Source organism: Sorangiineae bacterium MSr12523, assembly GCA_037157775.1.
Lineage (GTDB): Bacteria > Myxococcota_A > Polyangia > Polyangiales > Polyangiaceae > Pendulispora > Pendulispora brunnea.
In genome coordinates, this window is record CP089982.1 from 3,463,227 (window position 1) to 3,484,210 (window position 20,984).

General features: G+C 65.3%; 16 protein-coding genes. 13 read left to right on the forward strand and 3 right to left on the reverse strand.

Going from position 1 to position 20,984, the window contains the following annotated elements:
• Window positions 1-10: 10 nt before the first annotated feature.
• Window positions 11-1,465, forward strand: coding sequence for a hypothetical protein (locus LZC95_13965; GenBank protein WXA97934.1), 1,455 nt, complete (start codon window positions 11-13; stop codon window positions 1,463-1,465).
• Here the strand turns inward: LZC95_13965 and LZC95_13970 are convergent.
• Window positions 1,462-2,598 (reverse strand): glycosyltransferase family 4 protein, encoded by a 1,137-nt coding sequence (locus LZC95_13970; protein WXA97935.1) that lies wholly within the window; start codon window positions 2,596-2,598, stop codon window positions 1,462-1,464. The two genes, LZC95_13965 and LZC95_13970, sit on opposite strands and share 4 nt — an antisense overlap.
• A 186-nt stretch (window positions 2,599-2,784) precedes the next feature.
• On the opposite strand from LZC95_13970, the gene LZC95_13975 reads away from it, so the two are divergent.
• From LZC95_13975 to LZC95_14005, 7 genes are all read left to right on the forward strand, one after another.
• Window positions 2,785-3,771: an SDR family oxidoreductase gene (locus tag LZC95_13975; protein ID WXA97936.1), complete on the forward strand. Its 987-nt coding sequence runs from the start codon at window positions 2,785-2,787 to the stop codon at window positions 3,769-3,771.
• A gap of 201 nt (window positions 3,772-3,972) precedes the next feature.
• A complete protein-coding gene (locus LZC95_13980; GenBank protein ID WXA97937.1) occupies window positions 3,973-5,037 on the forward strand; it encodes a glycosyltransferase family 4 protein in 1,065 nt (354 codons plus the stop codon).
• A 3-nt stretch (window positions 5,038-5,040) separates the two neighbouring features.
• Entirely contained in the window at window positions 5,041-5,847 is an 807-nt protein-coding gene (locus tag LZC95_13985) for an FkbM family methyltransferase (GenBank protein ID WXA97938.1), read from the forward strand.
• A gap of 24 nt (window positions 5,848-5,871) precedes the next feature.
• Window positions 5,872-6,699, forward strand: coding sequence for an FkbM family methyltransferase (locus LZC95_13990; protein WXA97939.1), 828 nt, complete (start codon window positions 5,872-5,874; stop codon window positions 6,697-6,699).
• A gap of 4 nt (window positions 6,700-6,703) precedes the next feature.
• Window positions 6,704-7,564 carry a class I SAM-dependent methyltransferase gene (locus LZC95_13995; GenBank protein ID WXA97940.1) on the forward strand — a complete coding sequence of 287 codons (861 nt, stop codon included), beginning with the start codon at window positions 6,704-6,706 and terminating at the stop codon, window positions 7,562-7,564.
• Between the two features lie 13 nt (window positions 7,565-7,577).
• The gene (galE, locus tag LZC95_14000; protein WXA97941.1) at window positions 7,578-8,558 is read left to right on the forward strand and encodes a UDP-glucose 4-epimerase GalE; all 981 of its coding nucleotides are present in this window, start codon (window positions 7,578-7,580) and stop codon (window positions 8,556-8,558) included.
• A complete protein-coding gene (locus LZC95_14005) occupies window positions 8,551-9,663 on the forward strand; it encodes a glycosyltransferase (protein WXA97942.1) in 1,113 nt (370 codons plus the stop codon). Before galE ends, LZC95_14005 begins: the two co-directional genes overlap by 8 nt.
• A 69-nt stretch (window positions 9,664-9,732) precedes the next feature.
• Here the strand turns inward: LZC95_14005 and LZC95_14010 are convergent, their stop codons facing one another.
• Window positions 9,733-11,985 (reverse strand): polysaccharide biosynthesis tyrosine autokinase, encoded by a 2,253-nt coding sequence (locus tag LZC95_14010; protein ID WXA97943.1) that lies wholly within the window; start codon window positions 11,983-11,985, stop codon window positions 9,733-9,735.
• 242 nt (window positions 11,986-12,227) lie between these two features.
• Between LZC95_14010 and LZC95_14015 the strand changes: the two genes are divergently transcribed.
• From LZC95_14015 to neuB, 5 genes are all read left to right on the forward strand, one after another.
• The gene (locus LZC95_14015; protein ID WXA97944.1) at window positions 12,228-14,039 is read left to right on the forward strand and encodes an ABC transporter ATP-binding protein/permease; all 1,812 of its coding nucleotides are present in this window, start codon (window positions 12,228-12,230) and stop codon (window positions 14,037-14,039) included.
• Window positions 14,040-14,042: 3 nt separating this feature from the next.
• A complete protein-coding gene (asnB, locus tag LZC95_14020) occupies window positions 14,043-15,965 on the forward strand; it encodes an asparagine synthase (glutamine-hydrolyzing) (GenBank protein ID WXA97945.1) in 1,923 nt (640 codons plus the stop codon).
• Complete coding sequence (locus LZC95_14025; GenBank protein WXA97946.1) at window positions 15,962-17,206, forward strand: glycosyltransferase family 4 protein; 1,245 nt, start codon at window positions 15,962-15,964, stop codon at window positions 17,204-17,206. Before asnB ends, LZC95_14025 begins: the two co-directional genes overlap by 4 nt.
• A 224-nt stretch (window positions 17,207-17,430) precedes the next feature.
• The gene (locus LZC95_14030) at window positions 17,431-18,912 is read left to right on the forward strand and encodes an undecaprenyl/decaprenyl-phosphate alpha-N-acetylglucosaminyl 1-phosphate transferase (protein ID WXA97947.1); all 1,482 of its coding nucleotides are present in this window, start codon (window positions 17,431-17,433) and stop codon (window positions 18,910-18,912) included.
• A gap of 154 nt (window positions 18,913-19,066) precedes the next feature.
• Window positions 19,067-20,113: an N-acetylneuraminate synthase gene (gene neuB, locus LZC95_14035; GenBank protein ID WXA97948.1), complete on the forward strand. Its 1,047-nt coding sequence runs from the start codon at window positions 19,067-19,069 to the stop codon at window positions 20,111-20,113.
• A 7-nt stretch (window positions 20,114-20,120) separates the two neighbouring features.
• Here neuB and LZC95_14040 read toward each other — a convergent pair whose 3' ends face one another.
• Window positions 20,121-20,927: an SDR family oxidoreductase gene (locus tag LZC95_14040; GenBank protein WXA97949.1), complete on the reverse strand. Its 807-nt coding sequence runs from the start codon at window positions 20,925-20,927 to the stop codon at window positions 20,121-20,123.
• Window positions 20,928-20,984: the final 57 nt, after the last annotated feature.

Consider the following 20,984-nt stretch of genomic DNA (forward strand, 5'->3'; position numbering starts at 1 on the left):
GGAAGACCCGATGACCACGGCTGCGAATTTCCCGCGTCGCTTGCCCGCGCATCGTGCAGGACAGGCGCAAGGGCGACAGCGTGGCCGGATGGCCAAGGCGGCGGAGGCGGTGCGCGCGTGGACCGAGCCGCGGGCCTCGAGCAACTGGCTGCTCGCCGTCATCATCGTCCAATTCCTCTGCCAGGTCGCCCTGATGGGAAGCCTCGGCAGTTACCGAGCCATCGTCCGCAGCGTCGCCTTCATGGCGAGCCTGCTCTGCATCTTCGCGATTCCCAAGGCCGGCCTTCGCCATCCCGCCCGTTCGTGGTCCTTCGTCTCGCTCGGGCTCGTCGGCGTGCAAATGCTGAATCCCAATACGGCGGGCGCACTCGGTGGACTCGCGCACTGGGCGATGTACCTTGCCGTGCTCTCTCCCATTTTCTGGGTGCCGCGCTTGAAGATCGACATGGACGATTTCAAGCGCATCATCCTCGTCTTCTGGGCGTTCTATGCCTTGAGCTCCGCCGTGGGCGTGCTCCAGGTTTATTTCCCGGCCCAGTTCCAGGTCGATTCGCACGACGCGACCCAGAACGCCATGCGCGAAGGTCTGAAGATCACGCTCGCCAGCGGCGAACGCATCTTGCGGCCGATGGGGTTGAGCGACACGGCCGGCGGAGCGGCCATGGCCGGATTTTACACGTGCGTCGTCGGCAGCGGCCTGCTCCTCGGAAAAACGCGCTGGTGGGGTCGATCCATCGTGCTGACCGGCATGACCATGGGCGTGTTCTCGATTTACTTGAGCCACGTCCGCTCGCTGTTGGTCATGAGCCTCATTTGCATGCTCGCCAGCGCCGCGGCACTGGGCTTGCGGGGCAAGCCCGGCAAATTCGTGCTCTTTGCGGGCATGATCGTCGCGATCTTCGGCATCGCCTGGATCTTCGCCGTCGACGTCGGCGGCGACAGCGTGCGCGATCGCGTCTCGACGCTCACCGAGAGAAGCGCGGGCGACGTCTACTATGCGAACCGCGGGCACTTTCTGGAGCACACGCTCGAAGATCTCCTTCCGGAGTATCCGTTCGGGGCAGGCCTCGCGCGCTGGGGAATGATGGGTGTTTACTTCGGTGATTTTTCCAGGGAAGCCCCACCGATCTGGGTCGAGATTCAGTGGACAGGCTGGCTTCTCGACGGCGGCATTGCCCTGCTCATCGCCTATCCGGCCGCCCTGGTCGTGAGCCTTTGGACGGCCTTCAAAGTGGCCATCGGCCGTCTCGGCGGAGGCGTGAGCGACATGTGGATATGGGGCGGCGTCATGCTGGGCTACAACATCGGGGCCCTGGCCGTGACGTTCAACGCCCCGCTGTTCATGGGAACACCGGGCCTCGAATTCTGGATGCTCAATTGCATGCTCTTCGTGGCCGCAACACGCGCCGATCGCGCGGCCGCCGAAGCCGCTACTGCCGAACTGGCACCCGCCGCGACGACTTAGGCTTCGTCCATGAACGCGACCATGTCGCGTGCCATGTCGTCCCACGTTCGACCGCGCAGCACTGGTGCGAGCTCGCTTCGAACGCGCGCCCGCAGGTTCGGCATGTCGTCACGCCACCTGCGCAGTGCACGCGCGAGCTCGTCGGCGCTGTCCGGATCCTCCAGGAGCAGCGACGACAGCGACTCCGGATACCGCTCCGCAACGCCGCTGGCACGTGTGACGATGGCCGGCAGCTCGCAGCAGAGCGCCTCGTGAACCGCGAGGCCGTACGGCTCGTAACGCGTGGGCGCCACCAGCGCGTCGCACGCCGAGAGGACGCGCGGCACGTCGTTCCGAAAGCCCAAAAAGAGGAGCTGATCGCCCAGGCCCTGCGCCTGCGCGCGGGCTTTCCACGCGGGTAGCTCGGAGCCGGCGCCGATGACCACGAGCCGCGCGTCCCAGCTCGAGCGTGCGAGCGCGCGCCACGCATCGAAGACCACGTCGAAGCCTTTGCGTCGGTCGTGGAGGGCGCCAATGAAGGCGACGTACGGGAGGTCCGGGTGCCATCCGAGCTCCTCGCGCACCTTGCGCCGCTCTTCGTCGTTCGCCGAACGAAACTGCGCGGGATCGGTGCCCAGGTAAATCACGCGCACGCGCTCCTCGCGGACACCGACGAGCTCGACCAAATCGCGCTTCGTTCGCTCGGAGTTCGCGATCACGTGCGTGGCCATGCGAAGCGCCACCCGCTCGGTGGTGCGGCTCGTTGCTGCGTCAATCCCGGCGAAGGCGCGGCGAAATGTACCGACCGCCAAACGCGGTGTGAATGCCGCGTGGACGTAGTGCACCCAATTCACCGCCGGGAGGCTGCAGTTTCCACCATTGACCACGAACGTCGTTCGATGTCGCGCGCGTTTTGCAAACTCGAGAATTCCCGACGAAGCAAGAAAAGGCCCTGCCAACGTGTAGGAGTTTTTCGGCTTTACGACGGCGCGAAACTCCACATTTCGATTCGACGTCAATTCCGAATCAGCGCGAAAACCAATGAGCGTTACGCTTCGGCCTTGCCGTGCGAGATAGCTCGCGAGCGCGTAATTCGCTCGATCCATCCCTCCCGTCTTTACGAAGTCACCGGCGACGATTGCGTAGGTGCGCATGAGCAAGCTCGAGGAGCGATCGTGACTCGCGGTGCTTACCAGAGAAGCTCTCATTTGCGAACCGGTCGTGATCCGAAAATGGGTGGCACACCGTTGCGACGCCTTCGCGAACCGCCATTTTTTCGTGCGATGGCGTAGGATCTGTGTTTCAAAGAATTGGCTGCTTGCGTTCGAAGGAGGTCTTCCGTGGGTCTTGGTTCTGTTCGTCAAACCGTGTTGGTAACCGGAGCTGCGGGTTTCATTGGATCGCACCTCGTCGATCGATTGCTCGCCGAAGGATACGAAGTCGTGGGGCTCGACAATCTCATGACCGGCGACCTGACGAATTTGGACAACGCTCGGCGCGAGCCGCACTTCCATTTGCAGATTGGTGACGTGCGCGAGCCGCTCCCCGTCTACGCCGAGATCATCTTCAACATGGCCTGCCCCGCATCGCCGGTGCACTACCAGGCCGACCCGTACGCCACGGTCACCACCAGTGCGCTCGGTGCCATTCGCCTCGTCGAACATGCGCGGCGCCGTCGCTGCCGCGTCGTTCACGCGAGCACGTCCGAAGTGTACGGCGATCCGTTGATGCACCCGCAGCGCGAAGAGTATTGGGGCAACGTCAACTGCGCCGGCGAGCGCGCCTGCTACGACGAAGGAAAGCGCGTCGCCGAGACCATTTTGATGGACGAGCGCCGCACGCAAGGGGCCGATGTTCGCATCGTGCGCATCTTCAACACGTACGGGCCGCGCATGGCCTTCAACGACGGCCGCGTCGTTTCGAATTTTCTGACGCAGGTCCTCGAGAACAAGCCCATCACGCTCTACGGCGATGGTCAGCAAACGCGCTCGTTTTGCTTCGTCTCCGACTTGGTCGAAGGCCTTTTCCGCGCGGCCACCGTCGACGAATTCGACCCGCCCATCAACCTGGGCAACCCCACCGAATGCACGGTGGCGGACCTCGCACAGGTCGTCATGCGCGTCTCCGGGCAGAAGGTCGATCTCATCCGTCAGCCGCTTCCCGCCGACGATCCGAAGAAACGCTGCCCGGACATCTCCAAGGCGAAGAAGTACCTCGGCTTCGAGCCCAAGGTGCGCCTCGAGGATGGCATTCGGAAGACCTTCGATGACTTCAAAGCGCGATTGGCTCGCCGCAAGCCATCGGCGCCGACGCAAGGAAAGCCGTAAAACGGACGGGGGAGCCCGTGTTGACGGCGGGCGCATGTCTCTGCCATGGTTCGCCGCGTCAACATGCAGGTGGCGCCTCCCCCCACACAAGAAGAGGCACGCAGCTCGCTTCGTGTCCTGCATCTTTACGCCGGAAATTTATACGGCGGAGTTGAAACGCTGCTTCGAACGCTTGCGGAGGAGCGCGCAACCAACCCCGGGATGGATCCTGCCTTCGCTCTAACCGCGGAAGGTCGCCTTTCGCGTGAGTTGAGGGCGTCCGGTGTGACGCTGCACATGCTTCCAGCGGTGCGTGTTCGCTACCCGTGGACCCTGCTGCGCGCGCGCCGGGCTCTGCGTAAGGTCCTGAAAACCGAGCACTACGATGTTGCGGTGTGCCACTCGCCCTGGCCCCTCGGTGTTTTCGGGTCCACGCTTCGCTCCGCCTCGATGCCATTCGTGTTCTTCCAGCACGACATCGCCAAGGGAACGCACTGGGTCGAACGCTGGGCCAAGCGCAAGGTCCCCGATGCCATCGTCTCGAACAGTTATTTCACCGCGAAGTCGGCGGCCCATTTGTTTCCCGGCCAATCACCCGCGGTGGTGCACTGCCCCGTGCGATCTCCCGCGCCACCGGTCTCGTTGGCCGAGCGCGATGCCGTGCGGCGCGCTCTTCGAAAAGAGCTCGCCACGGACGAGGACTCCGTCGTCGTCCTGCAGGTGAGTCGTCTGGAGCGCTGGAAGGGGCACTCGCTCTTGGTGCAGGCCCTCGGAAAAATGCGCCCCAAGGCGCCGTGGACCGCGTGGATCGTGGGCGGCGTCCAGCGCGAGCACGAGCAGGCATATTTCGACGAACTGCGTGCACTGGGCGAACGCTTGGGGGTTGCCCCGCGCATTCGGTGGCTCGGACAACGCTCCGACGTTCCGGCCCTCATGAACGCCGCCGACATTTTCTGCCAGCCGAATCTAGGCCCAGAGCCCTTCGGCATCGTGTTCATCGAAGCCTTGGGCCATGGCCTGCCCGTCGTCACGACCTCGATGGGCGCGGCCACCGAAATCGTCGATTCGGAGTGCGGCGTATTGGTTCCACCGCGCGACGAGGAGCTTGCCTCGGCGCTGTCGAAATTGATCGATGATCCCGAGGCGCGGCGTGCGCTGGGTGCGCGCGGGCCGGCGCGAGCCCGTGATGTCTCGGACGTCAAGCAGCAGATGTCGCGCCTTGGCAACGTGCTCGCGGCGATTGCTCGGCGTGATCATAGCGTTTCCACCTGGAAGGAAGGAACTTAGGTCATGGTTGCTTGGTCTCGTCTTCGGGACATCCCGCGGAACTTGTCGCGCGCCCCCGAGGTGGCTCGCTGTGTGGCAGGCAGTTCGTCCTGGGCGTCGCTGATCCCCGGCTACCTCGGCCTGCGTGCCCCTCGCTATCCCTTCGTATTTCGGACCCGCAACGGAGACTCGCTCATCATTCACGATGGGGGCGATCTCGTGACCGCGTGGATCATCTTCTTTCGCGGTGAGTACCGCGTGAAAGCTTCCGACCGCGTGATCGTCGACGCAGGCGCCAACATTGGAGCTTTCTCGCTCTACGCGGCCCGCCTCGCCCCCGACGCACGCATCGTCGCCCTCGAGCCGTTCCCCGAGACGCGAACGAGGCTCGATTACCACATCCAGGTCAACGGCCTCGGGTCGCGGGTGGCCAGCCGATCCTGGGCTCTTTCCGGCCGCGATGAATCGCGCCAGATGGATACGGAATCGCACCTGAGCCAATCGCGCGGTCTATTCGGACGCGAGGTCGCGAATGGTGGACTGAAGGTCGAAGCCATCTCCCTTCGTACATTCTTCGAGCGGGAGTCTCTGACCAGCGTCGATTTGTTCAAGATGGACATCGAGGGCGGCGAGCACGACGTATTGCACTCGGCATCCGACGAGGATCTGCGGCGCATCCGGCGGCTTGCCCTCGAGTACCACCCGTGCGCTTCCCGCGACGTCCTGTTCGACCGCCTCCGAAAGGCAGGCTTCGTTCTCGAGTTCGACCTCGTCGACTCCCGCGATTCGGGGGTGGCCGAGTTCACGAACACGCGGACTTTTTCCAGTTGATATGTTGATACGAGGGTTATGGTCATGAATCTCGAACGGCGCGTCATCTCGGCAGCGCGTAGCGTCCTACCGACGCCCGTGTGGGGCAGACTTCGTAGCCTGCGGCGGCAGCTTCATGTGCTGCTCTTTCGCCCCCGCGTGGTGCGCCATCGCTATGGCCGCGTCGACCTGCGCGTGCAGCTCGCGGACGGCATGGGCACCGGCTGGTACGACCACGATTGGGAACTGCTGCCCGAAATCGAGCTCCTTTCACGGCACAAACTCCGCCCCGGCGCGCGCGTCTTCGACCTCGGAGCGCACCAGGCCGTCGTGGCGATGATGCTCGCGCACGAGGTCGGCGAGAAGGGCTCCGTCATCGCGGTGGAGGCGACGAAGCACAACGTGGCGGTGGCCAACAAGAACCGCGAGTTGAACGGCGTCCGCCAGCTCACCGTGGTGTACGCCGCGGTCTCGGACAAACCGGGCAAGCTCGTCATGGGCCCCGGCCTCAATGGCCAAGTCGACGACGGCAGCGGCCAGTGGGGGCGTGAGGAGGTCGAGGCCGTCCCGGTCGACGAGCTCGCGCGCCGCTACGGCAACCCCGATGTTCTCTTCATCGACATCGAGGGCTTCGAGTGCCAAGCCTTGCGCGGCGCGAAGGAAGCGCTCGCCCGCAAGCCGGACTGCTTCATCGAAGTGCACGTTGGCGCGGGCCTGGAGAAATTCGGATCGCTCGACGAGCTTCTCTCGTTCTTCCCCACGTCCGACTACGAGTTGCTCATGCGCCAGGAAGAGGACAAAGCCTTCCGTCCCTTCGATCGGACCAGCTCCGTCGTCGAGGATCGGTTCTTCCTCGTGGCGCTCGCACGGTGATTCCATGACATCCGAAGCATCCGTCCAGGAAACATCCCCCCAAGAAACATCTCCCCAGGAAACATCTCTCCAAGATTTGTACCGCACCGGCGATGCCGTGCGCCCGCAGCTGGCGGACGCGAAGCAGGCGGCTGATCGGCATGGCCCGCTCCTCGATTTCGTGAAGCGAACCTGCGGCAATGCACGGGGCTCGTTGCTCGAGGTGGGGTGCGGCGACGGATGGGTTTCCTGGCTCCTGTCCGAGGCCGGCTTCGACGTGACGGGGATCGATCTGCACGCCGAGGGGCACGTGCCCACGCCGCACGAGCGCCTCGTGTTCCGTCAGGGATCGGCGCTCGATTTGCCGTTCCCCGACGCGAGCTTCGATGTCGTCGTCACGAACCAGACCGTCGAGCACCTGCCCGATCCCGAGCGCGGCTTGCGGGAGATGGTGCGCGTGCTGCGTCCGCGCGGCCAACTCATCGTCGTCGGGCCCAATCTGCTCAGCCCTCTGGCCTCCGTCTACGCGGCGACCCGTTGGGTGTGGCAGAACCGGCCGCGTTCCACCATTTTCGTGCGCAAGCCGGGGATGCCGCGCCATCCCCTCGGCAACACCTTGCCCGAGGTGCTCGGTTTGATGGTGCGGAACTGGGCACTCATCGGTCGCAAACTGATCGAGCCGCATCCCTCTTTCACGATGCGCGAGCCCGACGTCGTCCCGCCATTTCATGGCGACAACGACGCGACTTACTTGTGCAACCCCATCGATTTGAAGCGGCGTTTGCCGGATTTCGGCTGCAAGGTCACGCAGGTCGGCGCCTACGACCGGCCGCCGGGATCGTGGATCCTCGTGGGTGGTACGTGGATCGCCGGCGAAAAGCTCTAACCGGGAGCGAAGGATGACGTTACGCGTTTTGGTAGCGGGTGGAGCCGGCTACATCGGCAGCCACACCGCAAAGGCACTCAAGGCGGCAGGGCATCTGCCGGTGGTGCTCGACGATCTCAGCACGGGGCACGAAGAGGCGGTGCGGTTCGGTCCCTTCGTTCGCGGCAGCATCCAAGATGCCGCCTGCGTGACGCGCGCCGTGCGCGAACACCGCATCGATGCGGTCCTGCATTTTGCGGCGAATGCTTACGTGCGCGAGTCGCTCGAAAATCCGCGCAAGTACTTCCGCAACAACGTGGCCAACACGGTTCATTTCCTCGATGCGCTGCTCGAGGAAGGGGTGAAGACCATCGTCTTTTCGTCGACGTGCGCGGTGTACGGCATTCCGCCGTCGCTGCCCATCGTGGAGACGACGCCCACGAAGCCGATCAATCCGTACGGCCAGTCCAAGCTGATGATCGAAGACGTGCTGCGCTGGTACGGAAAGCTCGAAAAGCTGTCCTGGATGGCCCTTCGCTATTTCAATGCCGCCGGCGCCGATCCCGATGGAGAGCTCGGCGAGAACCACGAGCCGGAAACGCACCTGATTCCGCTGCTGGTGGCCGCCGCCCTTGGGCAGCGGGAGCCCGTTCGTGTCTTCGGCACGACGTTCCCCACGCCGGACGGAACGGCCGTGCGTGACTACATCCACGTGGCCGATCTGGCCACGGCGCACGTGCGCGCGGTCACGCATTTGGCTGCGGGCGGGGCGAGTGAGTCGGTGAACTTGGGAACGGGCAAGGGGACCAGCATTCGCGAGGTCATCGCCTCGGTCGAGCGAGCCACGGGAAAGCCGGTCCCGGTGATCTATGGCGAGCCGTCGCCCGGCGATCCTCCGATCCTCGTGGCCGATCCGGCGCGTGCTCACGCGCTCGGGCATCGCTTCGAGCACGATCTCGACAGCATCGTGGCGACCGCCGTGGCCTGGGCAAAAAAGGGGACGCACCGTGCGTGATCTCGTCTCCGCGGTCTTGATCAATGGGCAGCACAACTCGGTGCAGGGGCCGCGTGCCCGTGCGCTCTTCGGGGACGACGTTTCGGTCGTCTACAAAGAGCGGGGGCGCTTCGGTTCGATTGCCCCCACGTGGTCCGCCCTGCGCGCGAGCACGTCCAGTGTCGCGCCCTGGGTCTACTGCATCGATTTGGGCTTTCCCTCGGCGCTGCTCGCGGGCGTGCGCCGCCGGCTCGATCGGAAGATGCGACTCGTCTACGAGATTGGCGATCCGATGAAGCCGCTCTTGGAGCCGCAAGCGCGCAACCGGTTCGAGGTCGAGTTCGCGCACCAGGTCGATCGCCTCCTGCCCTCGGAGGCGGACGCGCTCGTCTTCCGTGGCACGTACCTGATCGACCACTTTCGCGAGATCACCGCGAGGAAGCTGCCGCGCGTGATGTGGTTGCCCGACGGCGCGGATACCGCGCATTTTCGCCCGATGCGCGACGATCCGCGCATCGCGGAGTTGCGGCGCACGCACGGCCTCGAGGGCAAGTTCGTCGTGGGCATCGTGGGAAACATCCACCACAACCCGCGGCTGGACCTCTACTACGGCTGGGAACTCGCCGAGGCGCTCTCGCACATCGCGCGCGAGCGGCCCGAGGCTCCCATCGTTGGGGTCGTGGTGGGGGACGGTGCCGGCAAGCCCGTGCTCGAGGAGGCCTGCCGCAAGTGGGGCGTCCTGGATCGGGTCAAGCTCGTGGGGCGCGTTCCGCACGAGCAGGTGCCTCTCTGGATGAACGTGTTCGACCTGGGGCTCAGCACGCAGACCGACGATCCCGTTGGCTGGGGCCGAACCACGGCGAAGCTGCCCGAGTACCTCGCGTGCGGCCTACCGCTCCTCTGCTCGGACGTGGGCGAGGCCCATCGCTTGCTCCGCGAGACCGGGCAAACCTTGCCCTACTCGGGCAAACGCGACGCGAGCTACCCCGCGCGCCTCGCCACGAAGATCCTCGAGTTCTCCACGCGCGATCTCGACGGCATCCGCCGTCACAACCGCGATCTCGCGCTCGCCCAATTCGATTACGGCGTCCTTCGCCAGCGGCTGCGCACGTTTCTCGAGCAGTAGTCGCAACCCTTCAAATGAAAAAAGCCCGGCTCTTTGGCCGGGCTTTTTTTCGTCGTTCGCGGCGCTCGTCTACACCGACGCTGCGTCGCGGTTGTCGTCGCCGGGCGGCACGGCGTTCTCGTTGGTCGAGCCGTAGCCTTCGCGCTTGTAATAGTAATAGTGGTAGTACGAGTACTCGTGCCGCGTCAGGTCGACGTCGTTGAGCACCGCTCCGATGACCGGCGCGTCGACGTCCGCCAAGGTGCGCAGACCCTGACGGCCCAGCGCGCGCGTGGTGTAGAAGGCGCGAAGCACGAACACCGTGCCATCGACCAAGGTCGAAATGATGGCCGAGTCGGTGACCGCGACGAGCGGCGGGCTGTCGATGACGATGCGGTCGAAGGTCTCCCCGAGCTCCTCCAGGAACTTACGGAAACGCTCCGAGTGGAACAGATCCGCCGGGTTCGGCGGGATGGGACCCGCAGGAATGCACCAGAGGTTGTTCACGCGGGTGGGGCGCGCCACCTCGTCGATCGTCGCCTCGCCCACGAGCACGTTGGTGACACCATGGTCGCCCGCGCGATCGAAGATGCGATGGAGACGGGGACGGCGCAGGTCGCAGTCGATGATGCACACGCGCTGCCCCGTCTGAGCGAGCGAGATGGCGATGCTGCAGGCGACCGTGGTCTTTCCTTCCGCCGGGGCGGCGCTCGTCACCAGGATCTTGCGATGCGGCTTGTCCGGGTTGGTGAACATGAGGTTCGTGCGGATGCTGCGTGCCGCCTCGGCGATGCCGCTGCGCGGATTGTCGTGCACGACCAACTCGGCGACTTTGTTGGGGCCTCCCAGGCCTGGCCGCACCACCTTGCGCTTCTTCCCACCCTCGGCGTGCGGACCTTCCACGGCGGGAAGCATGCCCACGAAGGTGATGCCCAGATCCTGCTCCAGCTGCTCCGGCGTCTTGATGCTGTTGTCCAGATTGCTGCGCAGCCATCCGAGTCCGAGCCCGATCAGCAGACCCACCACGCCACCGACGGCGACGTTCACCAGCATGCGCGGCCGGATGGGCGACGTCGGCTCGACGGCGGCCTCCACCAGGTGGATGTTGTTGGCCTTCATCATGCGGGCCAAGTCCGCATCCTTCATGTGCTCGAGAAGCATGTTGTAAAGCTTCTCGTTCTGATCGCGCGACCGATCGAGCCGGTGGTACTCGATCTCCTTCATGTTGAGATCCACCGCGCGCTTGTGCGCGGCATCGTAGAGCGCGGCCTCGCCGGCTTCCTCACGCGTAATGACCGCGAGATCTCGCTCCACGGCGCCCTGGATGTTCTTGATCTCCGCGAGCAGGGCCGTTTTGCTCTCCGCGATCTTCTGGTCGATCGACTTCACCAGTGGGTGATTTTCACCCTTGCCCTCCGCGAGCAGCGTCTTGCGCGTGCGCGCCGCATCGACGTACGTGCGGCGAAGATCGGTCAAGTACCCGTTGGAGAGAAGTTCGGAGGCGGGAAGGCTGTCCGGATTGTCCGTGCCGATTTTCGCGAGCTCCCCGTAGCGCGCCATGAGCTCTTGCTTGCGCGTCCGCGTGCGAATCAGCGCCGTCGCGAGATCCTGCATCTCGAGACGAATCATGTTCGACGACTCGTTGATCGACGTGCTCGGCAGATCGTTGCTGCGCTTGAACTCGTGGAGTGAATTCTCGTTCGTCTCCAGGTCCTTCTTCACCTGATCGACTTGACCGCCCAACCACGTGATCGAGTCGCTGGTCGCACTGACCGCCTTCTCGAGGTTCTGATCGATGTAGGCGTTGGCGACGGCGTCGCAGAGACGCTTCGCGCGTTTCGGATCGACGTCCTCGACCTTGATGAAGACCAATCGGCTATTTTTGACGGGATCGACCGAGATCTTGCCGCGGAGCACCGCCGCCGTCTCCTCCACTGTCATGGGGCGCGCCGGCGGAGACTTCAGGCCAAAGAACGCGTAATCGTTCTGTAGAGCGATGTCCCGCACGGTCCGCTCGAGCACGCGCGACGACGTGACGATGCGGTATTGCGTCTCGTAATATTCTTGGTTGTTCCAGAAATCGGTCGTGCCGAGCGGCATCGCCGAATCCATCTTTTCGCCCAAGGGCCGAAACGCGTTCGGATCGAGCTCCAGCATCGTCTGGGCTTGATAAATGCGCGGCAGCGTTTTCGAATAGACGAGGCTAAGGCCGGTTCCCAGGAGCAAACACGCGACGATGATCGCCCATTGCTTCCGGACGGTCTTGAGGAAACTCAAGAGTGTAGCGACGGCGTCCTCGGTGTTGGCCTCGTGAGCGCTGGACTTGTTCAGGGGGCTGGTCATTGCTGTCTATTCAAGCCTCAAGCGGGGGCATGGGCCCCCGACGGGCCTCTGGTTACCACATGACGGGGGGCTAGGCGAGAAGTGCTGTCGGAGGCGGGGACCATGCTTCGTTTGCGCTTGCCTGGTGTGAGGTGCAGCGCGGGGCCCTTTCGTTCGAGCGATTGCAAACAGGGGTTTCTCTGATAGAGATCACGCGCTTTCCACTAGTTACGCGTGCATTTCGGCATGAGGAATAATCAATAATGAGCTCCACGAGCTCGTTGGGTCGGTTCTCGTCGCTGTTCACCGTTCTGTCGCTGCTGGTGCGGCGCGGGGACCGGCGGGTGCTCACGAATTCCGAGCTCTTGGGGCTCGCTGGCGTCGTGTTTCTCGGCGCGCTGGGCCTGTTCATCGAGGGTATCGGTGTCTTTGCGCTCATGTCGGCCCTCGTGGGCCTGCGCCACGCGCCGATGACCCTGGGCGCGCTTCTTGGCATGCCCGAGGTGGGCCCGTTTCGCTACGTGCCATCGCTGGCCCTCGTCGTGGGTGCCGTGGGCGTGCAGCGCGCCCTGAATCCGCCGCTCATGTTTTTGACGAACCGCTACGGCGAGCTCGTCTCGTACCGTCTTCGCACGCGCATCATCTCCTTGGCGACGGCGCTGCCCGCGGTGCATGCGGGCACCATCCCCTCGGGCGAGCTCGCGGGCGTGCTCAACGAAGAAATCAGCCGCTCGGGTCGCGCCATCACGGCCATTGCCACCGTCGCGCAGCTGCTCTTGGGCATTCTCATCACGGCCACCGTCACCTTCGCGCAGGACGCGAAGACCATGGCCGCTGCCGTTCTGGGCGCGCTTCCCGCGTTGGGGCTGTACGTCAGCCTCGCGCGCCGCACGTCGACCGATACGGGCAACGCCGTGAAAGCGCGCATCCGCGCGCAGGCCGAGGCCACGGAAGGACTGCGCACGCTCGCCGCGATCCAAGCCGTCGGCGCCGGCGAATCGCTGCGCGCCCAGCTCTCGAAGAACGCCGCCTCCGTGCGCGATTGCGAGACGAAGATCTACGCGAACATGATGCGGCTGCAGTACCTGATGCTGTTCGTCCCGCTGATGGCGGCGGCGGGCGCGCTCGGCTACGCGGCGTATTCCAGGCCGGGCGCCACGTTCGCCGAGATCCTCTTCGCGCTCATGCCGCTCGCAGGCCTCGGCTTGCGCCTCGCCATCGCCGTCCAGGTGGTCATCACGAACGCGTACGGCGTGAGCGTCATGTCCACCAGCGTCTTCCCCACGCTCCGACTCGAGCAGCGCCTCATGCAGCTGACCGATCGCGTGCGGGTCGAGGCCACGAAGATCGATCCCGAGGTGGAGGGGAAGATCCCGGCCTCCGTCGTCCTGCGCAAGGTGGGCTACCAGCTTCCCTCCGGACCGTGGCTCTTTCGCGGGCTCGATCGCACCATTTTTCGCGGGGAGCCGCTGGTCATCCGCGGTCCTTCGGGCACGGGCAAGAGCACGCTGGCCTCGCTCATCGCGGGCGTCAACGATCCGTCCGAGGGCGGCATCGAGTACGTCTTCGAATCGAAGCACACGCCGCCGAGCCCCATGCTGGTGAACTATCTGTCGCAAGATCCCGCGGTCATCGCCGGCACCTTCCGCGACAACCTCGTGCTCGGCGCACGCACGCGCCCCGACGATGCCACGCTGATCGAAGCTTTGCGCGGCGCGCGACTCTGGGACGAGGTCGAGGCGAAGGGCGGGCTCGATGCTCCGATCTTCGAAGGCGGCCGCAATCTCTCGGGCGGGCAGCTTCGTCGTCTGGGCATCGCGCGTCTGCTCACGCGAAACCGCGGCATCTGGATCTTCGACGAACCCACGGCCTCCCTCGATCCGCAGAACAGCAAGCTGATGAGGGACATCATCGACGAGTTGAGCAAAGAGATCGTGGCCATCGTCGTCACGCACGATCTCGACTTCGACCTGGGCCAGGAGCCCATGGAGCTTTTGCCCGCAGCACCGGAAGAGGCGCCGCTCCTCATGCAGTCTCAGCCTAGGGAGTCGCAGCCGATCGCCGAAGGAGCTTGAACCATGTGTGGCATTGCCGGAATTCTGGGGGTACGCCGCGAGATCGCCGAGCCTGCACTCGCGGCCATGCTCGCCGCGATCCCGCACCGCGGACCCGACGGTCATGCGATGGCCTTCTTTTCGCCCGAGGGAAACGGATCGAGCGCGACGCGGACCACGGCTGCCGGCCTCGCGCACGCGCGCCTCGCCATCATCGAGCCCACGCCCTCGGGCCTTCAGCCCATGGTCGACGACAGCGGTGCGATCATCACCTTCAACGGTGAGATCTACAATTACCGCCAGCTTCAGCGCGAGCTCGAGGCGGCCGGCCGGCCGTGCAAGACCAAGACGGATACCGAAGTTATTCTCAAGGGTTACGTGACGAAGGGCATCGAGGCGGCGCTGGGCTTGCGCGGCATGTTCGCCTTCGCGCTGCTCGATCCGAAGAAGCGCCTCGCGTGGCTTTGCCGTGACCGATTGGGCATCAAACCGCTCTACCTGTACTACCCGAAGGGCGGCGGCTTGCTCTTCGCGTCGGAGGTGCGCCAGCTGCTCGCGGCCGGCGAAGAACTGGTCCCGCGCCGCGTGTCGCCTGCGGCCATCGAAAGCTTCCTTGCGCAGGGCATGGTGTGCGGCTTCGATGCGCTCATCGACGGCGTCACCTTGCTCGGCCCCGGCGAATCCCTCGTGGTCGACTGGGAGGGGCGACCGCAGAAGCAGGTGAAATACTGGCAGCTTCCGTTCGGCGACGGCATGCACTGCACGCGCGAGCGCGCCGTGTCCGACCTGACGACGACCCTGCGCGAGGCGGTCGACTGCCACATGATCTCCGACGTCCCACTGGGCGTCTTTCTATCGAGCGGCGTCGACTCCAATGCCGTCGCGGCCGTGGCCTCGGGCGTGAGCCGCGATCCGGTGCACACCATTGCCATCGGCTTCGATCAGCCGCGTTTCGACGAGTCCGCGGAGGCCGAGGAAAGCGCGCACCTGCTGGGCACCACGCACACCACGCAGTCGCTGCACGTGGGCGAGATGCTCGGCGACATCGAGCGCGTGTTCGCGGCGATGGACCAGCCCACCGTGGACGGGTTCAACACCTATTTCGTCTCGCGCGCGGCACGCAATGCGGGCCTCACCGTGGCCCTGAGCGGTGTGGGCGGCGACGAGCTTTTCGGCGGGTATGCGAGCTTCCGCGATGTTCCGCGGGCGCGGCTTCTGCGCAAGGTCACCGACCGGCTTCGCATGAACCGCGCGCTGGCCCTGGCCGGGCGTGTCGCTTCCTCGCGACGCGGGGGCGTGAAGCTCGAGGAGCTCGCGCACCGGCCGGCGGATTTGCTTGCATTGTACATGCTACGGCGCGAGCTCGTGCTTCCGGCCGAGCGGCGCGCGCTGATGGATCTTCCGCAGGAGGCCGACCCTTCGTCCGGCCTGGAGCAGAGCGTGTTGCGCGCGTTGCGTGACGGCATGCCCTCCGATCCGCGGAATGCGATTTCCTCGTTCGAATTGCGCTCTTACATGCGCGACATGCTCTTGCGCGATGCGGACGTCTTCAGCATGGCCAACAGCCTGGAGCTGCGCGTGCCGCTGCTCGATCATCGGATGGTGGAGATCGCCTGTTCGCTGCCGGGTCGGTGGAAACGGCCCGATCCGCGGCCCAAGCCGCTCTTGATCGACGCTGTCGGTCCGCGCTTGCCCGAACGGGTGCCGCATCGGAAAAAGCGCGGGTTCACTTTCCCCTGGGAGGCCTGGATCCGCGGTGCGCTCAAGGAAAAGGCGCGTGCGAGCATCCACGCCGAGGACGTGTGGAAGCGTCTTGGCGTGAACGCGGGTGCGGCCTCCAAGCTGTGGGACCGTTTCGAGGCGCAGGATCCGCGGTGCGGTGCGCCGCAGATGCTCGCGCTCTGGGTCATGTCGGACTTCGCCGCACGGCACGGGTTGTACGCATGAGCGGCAAAAATGGCGCCCCCAACGTGCTCTTTCTGAACCCCGTCGGTGAGCTCGGGGGAGGGGAAATGAGCCTTCTGGACCTCATGTCGTCGCTGCGTGCGCTCGCTCCGCAGGCATCGCTCTCGCTGGTCACCGGCAGCGATGGGCCTCTGGTCGATGCGGCGAAAGCGCTCGACGTCGACGTGCGCGTGCTGCCGCTTCCTGCGGCCGCGGCGTCGGTGGGTGATGCGGCGCTCGCCGCCGTCTCGCCGTGGGAGCGTGCCCGCCTCGCGGTGCGCGGCTCGGAGATGGTCGCCTACGTGGCGCGCCTGGCGGGCGTCGTTCGTGCCGCATCGCCGGGGGTGATCCACTCGAACGGCATCAAGATGCACCTGCTCGGTGCCGCCGTCCGTCCGCGCGCGACGCCGCTGGTCTGGCACGTGCGCGACTTCCTCGGCGCGCGCTCGTTCTCGGCGCGCATGATTCGCATGGCGCGCCATCGCGCCGATCTCGCCATCGCCAATTCGCACGCGGTGGCCGATGATCTGCGCACCCTCGCACCGGATCTCCACGTGCGGGTCATGCACAACGGCGTGGACACGAGCCGCTTCACCCCCGAGGGGCGCAGGGCGCCGCTCGATGCGATGGCCAGCCTTCCGCCGCTCCCCGAGGGCGGTCTGCGGGTGGGGCTCATCGCCACCTACGCGCGCTGGAAGGGGCACGATGTCTTCTTCGAGTGCGCCAAGCGGCTCTTCAACCGACCCGGCCTGCCGCCGATGCGTTTCTACATCATCGGCTCGCCCATCTACACCACGGGTCGCGCGGGGCAGTACTCGTTCGAAGAGCTACGCGCCCTCGCCGAGTCCCACGGCATTGCTTCGCACGTGGGTTTCGTCCCGTTCCAGCTCCGACCCGACGACGTGTACCGCGCGCTCGATGTCGTCGTGCACGCCAGCACGCGCCCGGAGCCGTTCGGTCGCACCATCGTCGAGGCAATGGCCACCGGACGCGCCGTGGTCGTCAGCCGCGCAGGCGGCGCCGCCGAGCTTTACGACGAAGGCGTGGATGCACTCGGAGTGCCCCCCGGCGATGCCGATGCCATGGCCGAAAGCGTGGCGCGGTTGGCCACGGATGCCGTGCTGCGGAGCTCCCTCGGTTCTGCTGCCCGAAAAACGGCAGAACGCCGCTTCGCCCGCGACCGACTCGGAGCCGAGCTTCTGGCTATCTACGCGGATTTGAAGGGTTTAGGGGTTAGGGTTTAGGGTTTAGGGGAGAGAAGAGCGGGACTCGTCTTACCGGTCGAGTTTGCGTTCTTCCCTAACCCCTAACCCCTAAACCCTCTGAAGCTCGACGCAGTTCTTTCGCGGAGCCGTCACCAAAAAGCCGCACCGCCCGCGTGAATTTCTACGCGGTGTTGCGCCACGAACTCCCCGCGGTGTGTTAGGGTCCCCCGACCCTAACCGCTGTCTCCCGCGAGAAAAAACGGATGTTCAGCGCAATCATCGCTTTCTTCCTCGCGACCGTGGTCGCGGCCCTGCTCACGCCCATCGTGAGGCGCCTGGCGCTTGCCGTTGGTGCTGTGGACGATCCCACCGCACGCCGCGTGCACACGCGACGCGTGCCAAGGCTCGGTGGCATGGCCATCGTGCTGGGCTTCTTCGTTCCGCTGGTGGTGCTCTATGCGCTCGACACCCAGAGCGCACGCATTCTGTTTTCGCAACCGCGTGTGGTCGGCGGCTTGGTGGTTGGCTCGCTCATCATGGCCGGGCTCGGTCTATGCGACGACGTGATCGGCGTCGGCGCGAAAATGAAGCTCGCCCTGCAGGTCACCGCGGCCGTGCTCGCCTACGCGAGCGGCCTTCGCATCGACGGAGTCACGCTTCCGTTCATCGGGGCCATCAGCTTTGGCTGGATCGCGCTGCCCGTCACGGTGCTCTGGTTCTGCGGCATCGTGAACGCGCTCAATTTGATCGACGGCCTCGATGGCCTGGCGGGCGGCGTGGCGTTTTTCGCGTGCCTGACCAACACGGTGGTCGCCTTCATGGGCCACAACGTGTCGATCGCGCTGCTCTCGGTCACCTTGGGCGGCGCCATCGTGGGCTTCCTGTTTTACAACTTCAACCCCGCGAAGATCTTCATGGGCGACTCGGGAAGTATGTTCCTGGGATTCGCCTTGGCCGCGAGTGCCTTGTTGGGAGGCGCGGGCACGCAGAAGACGCCCACGCTCATTGCCATCATCGCGCCGCTGGTCGCGCTGGGGTTGCCCATCATGGACATGCTCTTCGCCATCGCGCGAAGGTTCATGATGCGCCGCTCGATCTTCGCGGCCGATCGCGGGCACATTCACCATCGCCTGCTCGACTTGGGGCTGACCCACCGGCGCGCGGTGCTGGTGCTCTACGCGATCAGCCTGGCCTTCACCATCATCGCGCTCGGCCTGCACTTCGGGCGCTCCTGGCAGGTGGGTGTCGCGCTGGTGGTGCTCACCACGCTCATCTTCGGCGTGGTCCGGTTCGTGGGCGCGTTCAGTGTGACGTTCGCCTCGCGCCGGGGCATGGATCCGATGGTCGACAAGCTGCGGCGCGCGGTCCCCGACGTAATTTCGCGCATCTCGGCCGCCAACCTCGACGATCTGCCGAAGACGCTCGAGCGCTTCTGCGAGGAGCACGGTCTTCTCGCCGTGGAGGCAAAGGCTCCCTCTGGCGCGCGCATGGGCAGCTTCCGCTGGGAAACCCCGACGGCCGCCGCTCGGGGCCTGCGCGAGGCGGTGTCGGCCAAGTTTGCTCTCCTCGATGCCACGTCGAATCCGCTCGAGCTCGAGTTCCAGTTCGACAGCCCCGATGGGGCCGTCGGTCCGCAGGCGGAGATCCTCTTGCAACTGGTGGCCGACGCCGTAGAAACCCGACTGCAGCGCGTGGTGCGTGCCCGCGCCGCAAGCGCCTCCGGACGGCTGCGACCGGTTTCGTGATCTGCTGACCCGGCGGAACGCGATCTCGAATAGGAGAGAGGAACCGCCAAGACGCCAAGGACGCCAAGTTTGTTTTGATATGCTGAAAATCCTTGGCGTTCTTGGCGTCTTGGCGGTTCACTTCTCTTGTTTCTTTTGAACAAAGGATGAATTCGTGACTGTTTTCGTGATCGCGGAAGCTGGGGTCAATCACAACGGACGCCTCGATTTGGCCCTCGAGCTGGTGGACACGGCGGCCCGCGCCGGGGCGGATGCCATCAAGTTTCAAACCTTCCGCGCGGAGTCGCTGGCCACGCGCAGTGCGGCCAAGGCCGAGTACCAAGAGAAGGCCACGGGCAAGGCTGGCTCGCAGCTCGACATGCTGCGCGCACTGGAGCTCGACGAGGACGCGCACCGCAAGGTCGTCGAGCGCTGTCGGGAACGCCGCATCGAATTCATGTCGACACCGTTCGACGTCGACAGCGTCGCGCTTCTGAGTCGCCTCGGCGTGAAGCGCTTCAAGGTGCCGTCGGGCGAGATCGACAACCCGCTCTTGCTTCGGGCCATCGCGCAGCAGAATACGCCGGTGATCCTGTCCACGGGCATGGGCACCTTGTCGGAGGTCGAGGGCGCGCTGGGCATTCTGACCGCCGCATGGCTGGGGCAGGGGCCTGAGTCGCTCTGGTCGGATCGAGGCGCGGCGCTCGTGGCCGAGCGTGTGACCTTGCTTCACTGCACGAGCCTGTATCCCGCGCCCGCCGAGGCGGTGAACCTGCGCGCGATGCAGACGATGCGCGACGCGTTCCAGACGGGGGTCGGCTACTCGGACCACACGCTGGGGGTTGGCGTTTCCGCGGCCGCGGTGGCCTTGGGGGCGACCGTCATCGAGAAGCATTTCACCTTGGATCGCACCCTGGAGGGGCCCGATCACAAGGCCTCGCTGGAGCCCGAGGAGCTCGTGTCGTTCGTCGCCATGTTGCGCGACGTCGCGCTCTCGTTGGGCAGCCCGCGCAAAATGCCCACCGCCGCGGAAGTGGCCATGCGCGCCGCCGCACGGCGCTCGCTGGTGGCCGCGGCGCCCATTCGCAAGGGGGAAGCCTTCACCGCGGCCAACGTTGCCTTGAAGCGACCCGGCACCGGCATGAGCGGACGCTTCTACGACGCGCTGCTCGGGCGAACCGCCTCGCGCGACTACGCCGAAGACGACTTGATCAACGAGTAACCGCGCGTCACACGGCCGTCCAGCCGCCGTCGACGAGGAGGTGCTGGCCGGTGACGTAGGCCGCCGCGTCGCTCGCGAGGTAGGCGAACGCGCCCTTCAGATCTTCCTCCATGCTCATACGCCCGAGGAGCGCGTGTCCGACGTAGCGCTCCACGAAGCGCGGATCCTGTCCGCGCGCGACGCCGCCGGGGCTGACGCAGTTCACGCGCACGCGCGGCGCCATCACGGAGGCCAAGTAGCGCGTGAGCTGCAAAATACCGCCCTTGCTCGCGTTGTAGGCGGCGGGGTTCGCCATCTTCGTCCCCTCGTAGAGGCTCCACTGCGGTGCAACGACCCCGTAGATCGAGCCCACGTTGATGATTGCGCCCGTGTGCGCGTGCGCCGACAGCGCGGCTTGCGCGCGCTGCGCCAGCTGAAACGGCGCCGTCAAATTCACGCGCATGGCGGCATCCCACGCCTCGATGCTCTGCTCTTGGAACGGTGCCGCGAAACCGGGGATGGTGCTCGTGCCCACGAAGGCCGCATTGTTCACCAGAATATCGAGCCGGCCGAAACGCTCGACCACGCGATCGACCAGCGCGGCGGTTTGCTCGCTGCGCGACAGATCCACGGCAAAGCCGGCCGCATCCACCCCGAAATCGCGCGCGAGCTGCGATGCGCGGTCGGCGGTATGCTCCTCGTTCAGGTCGCTCAAAGCGATGCGTGCGCCCGCTTCGGCAAGCGCTTCCGCGCAGGCAAGACCAATGTGACCTGCTCCCCCCGTGATCAAGGCGACGCGCCCGTCCAGGCGCAACATGTCGGCAACGCGTTTCACGCCGCGCAGCGTAAATCAAAGATGCACGAATGTGCACCATGCGATAGAAGGAGCCCC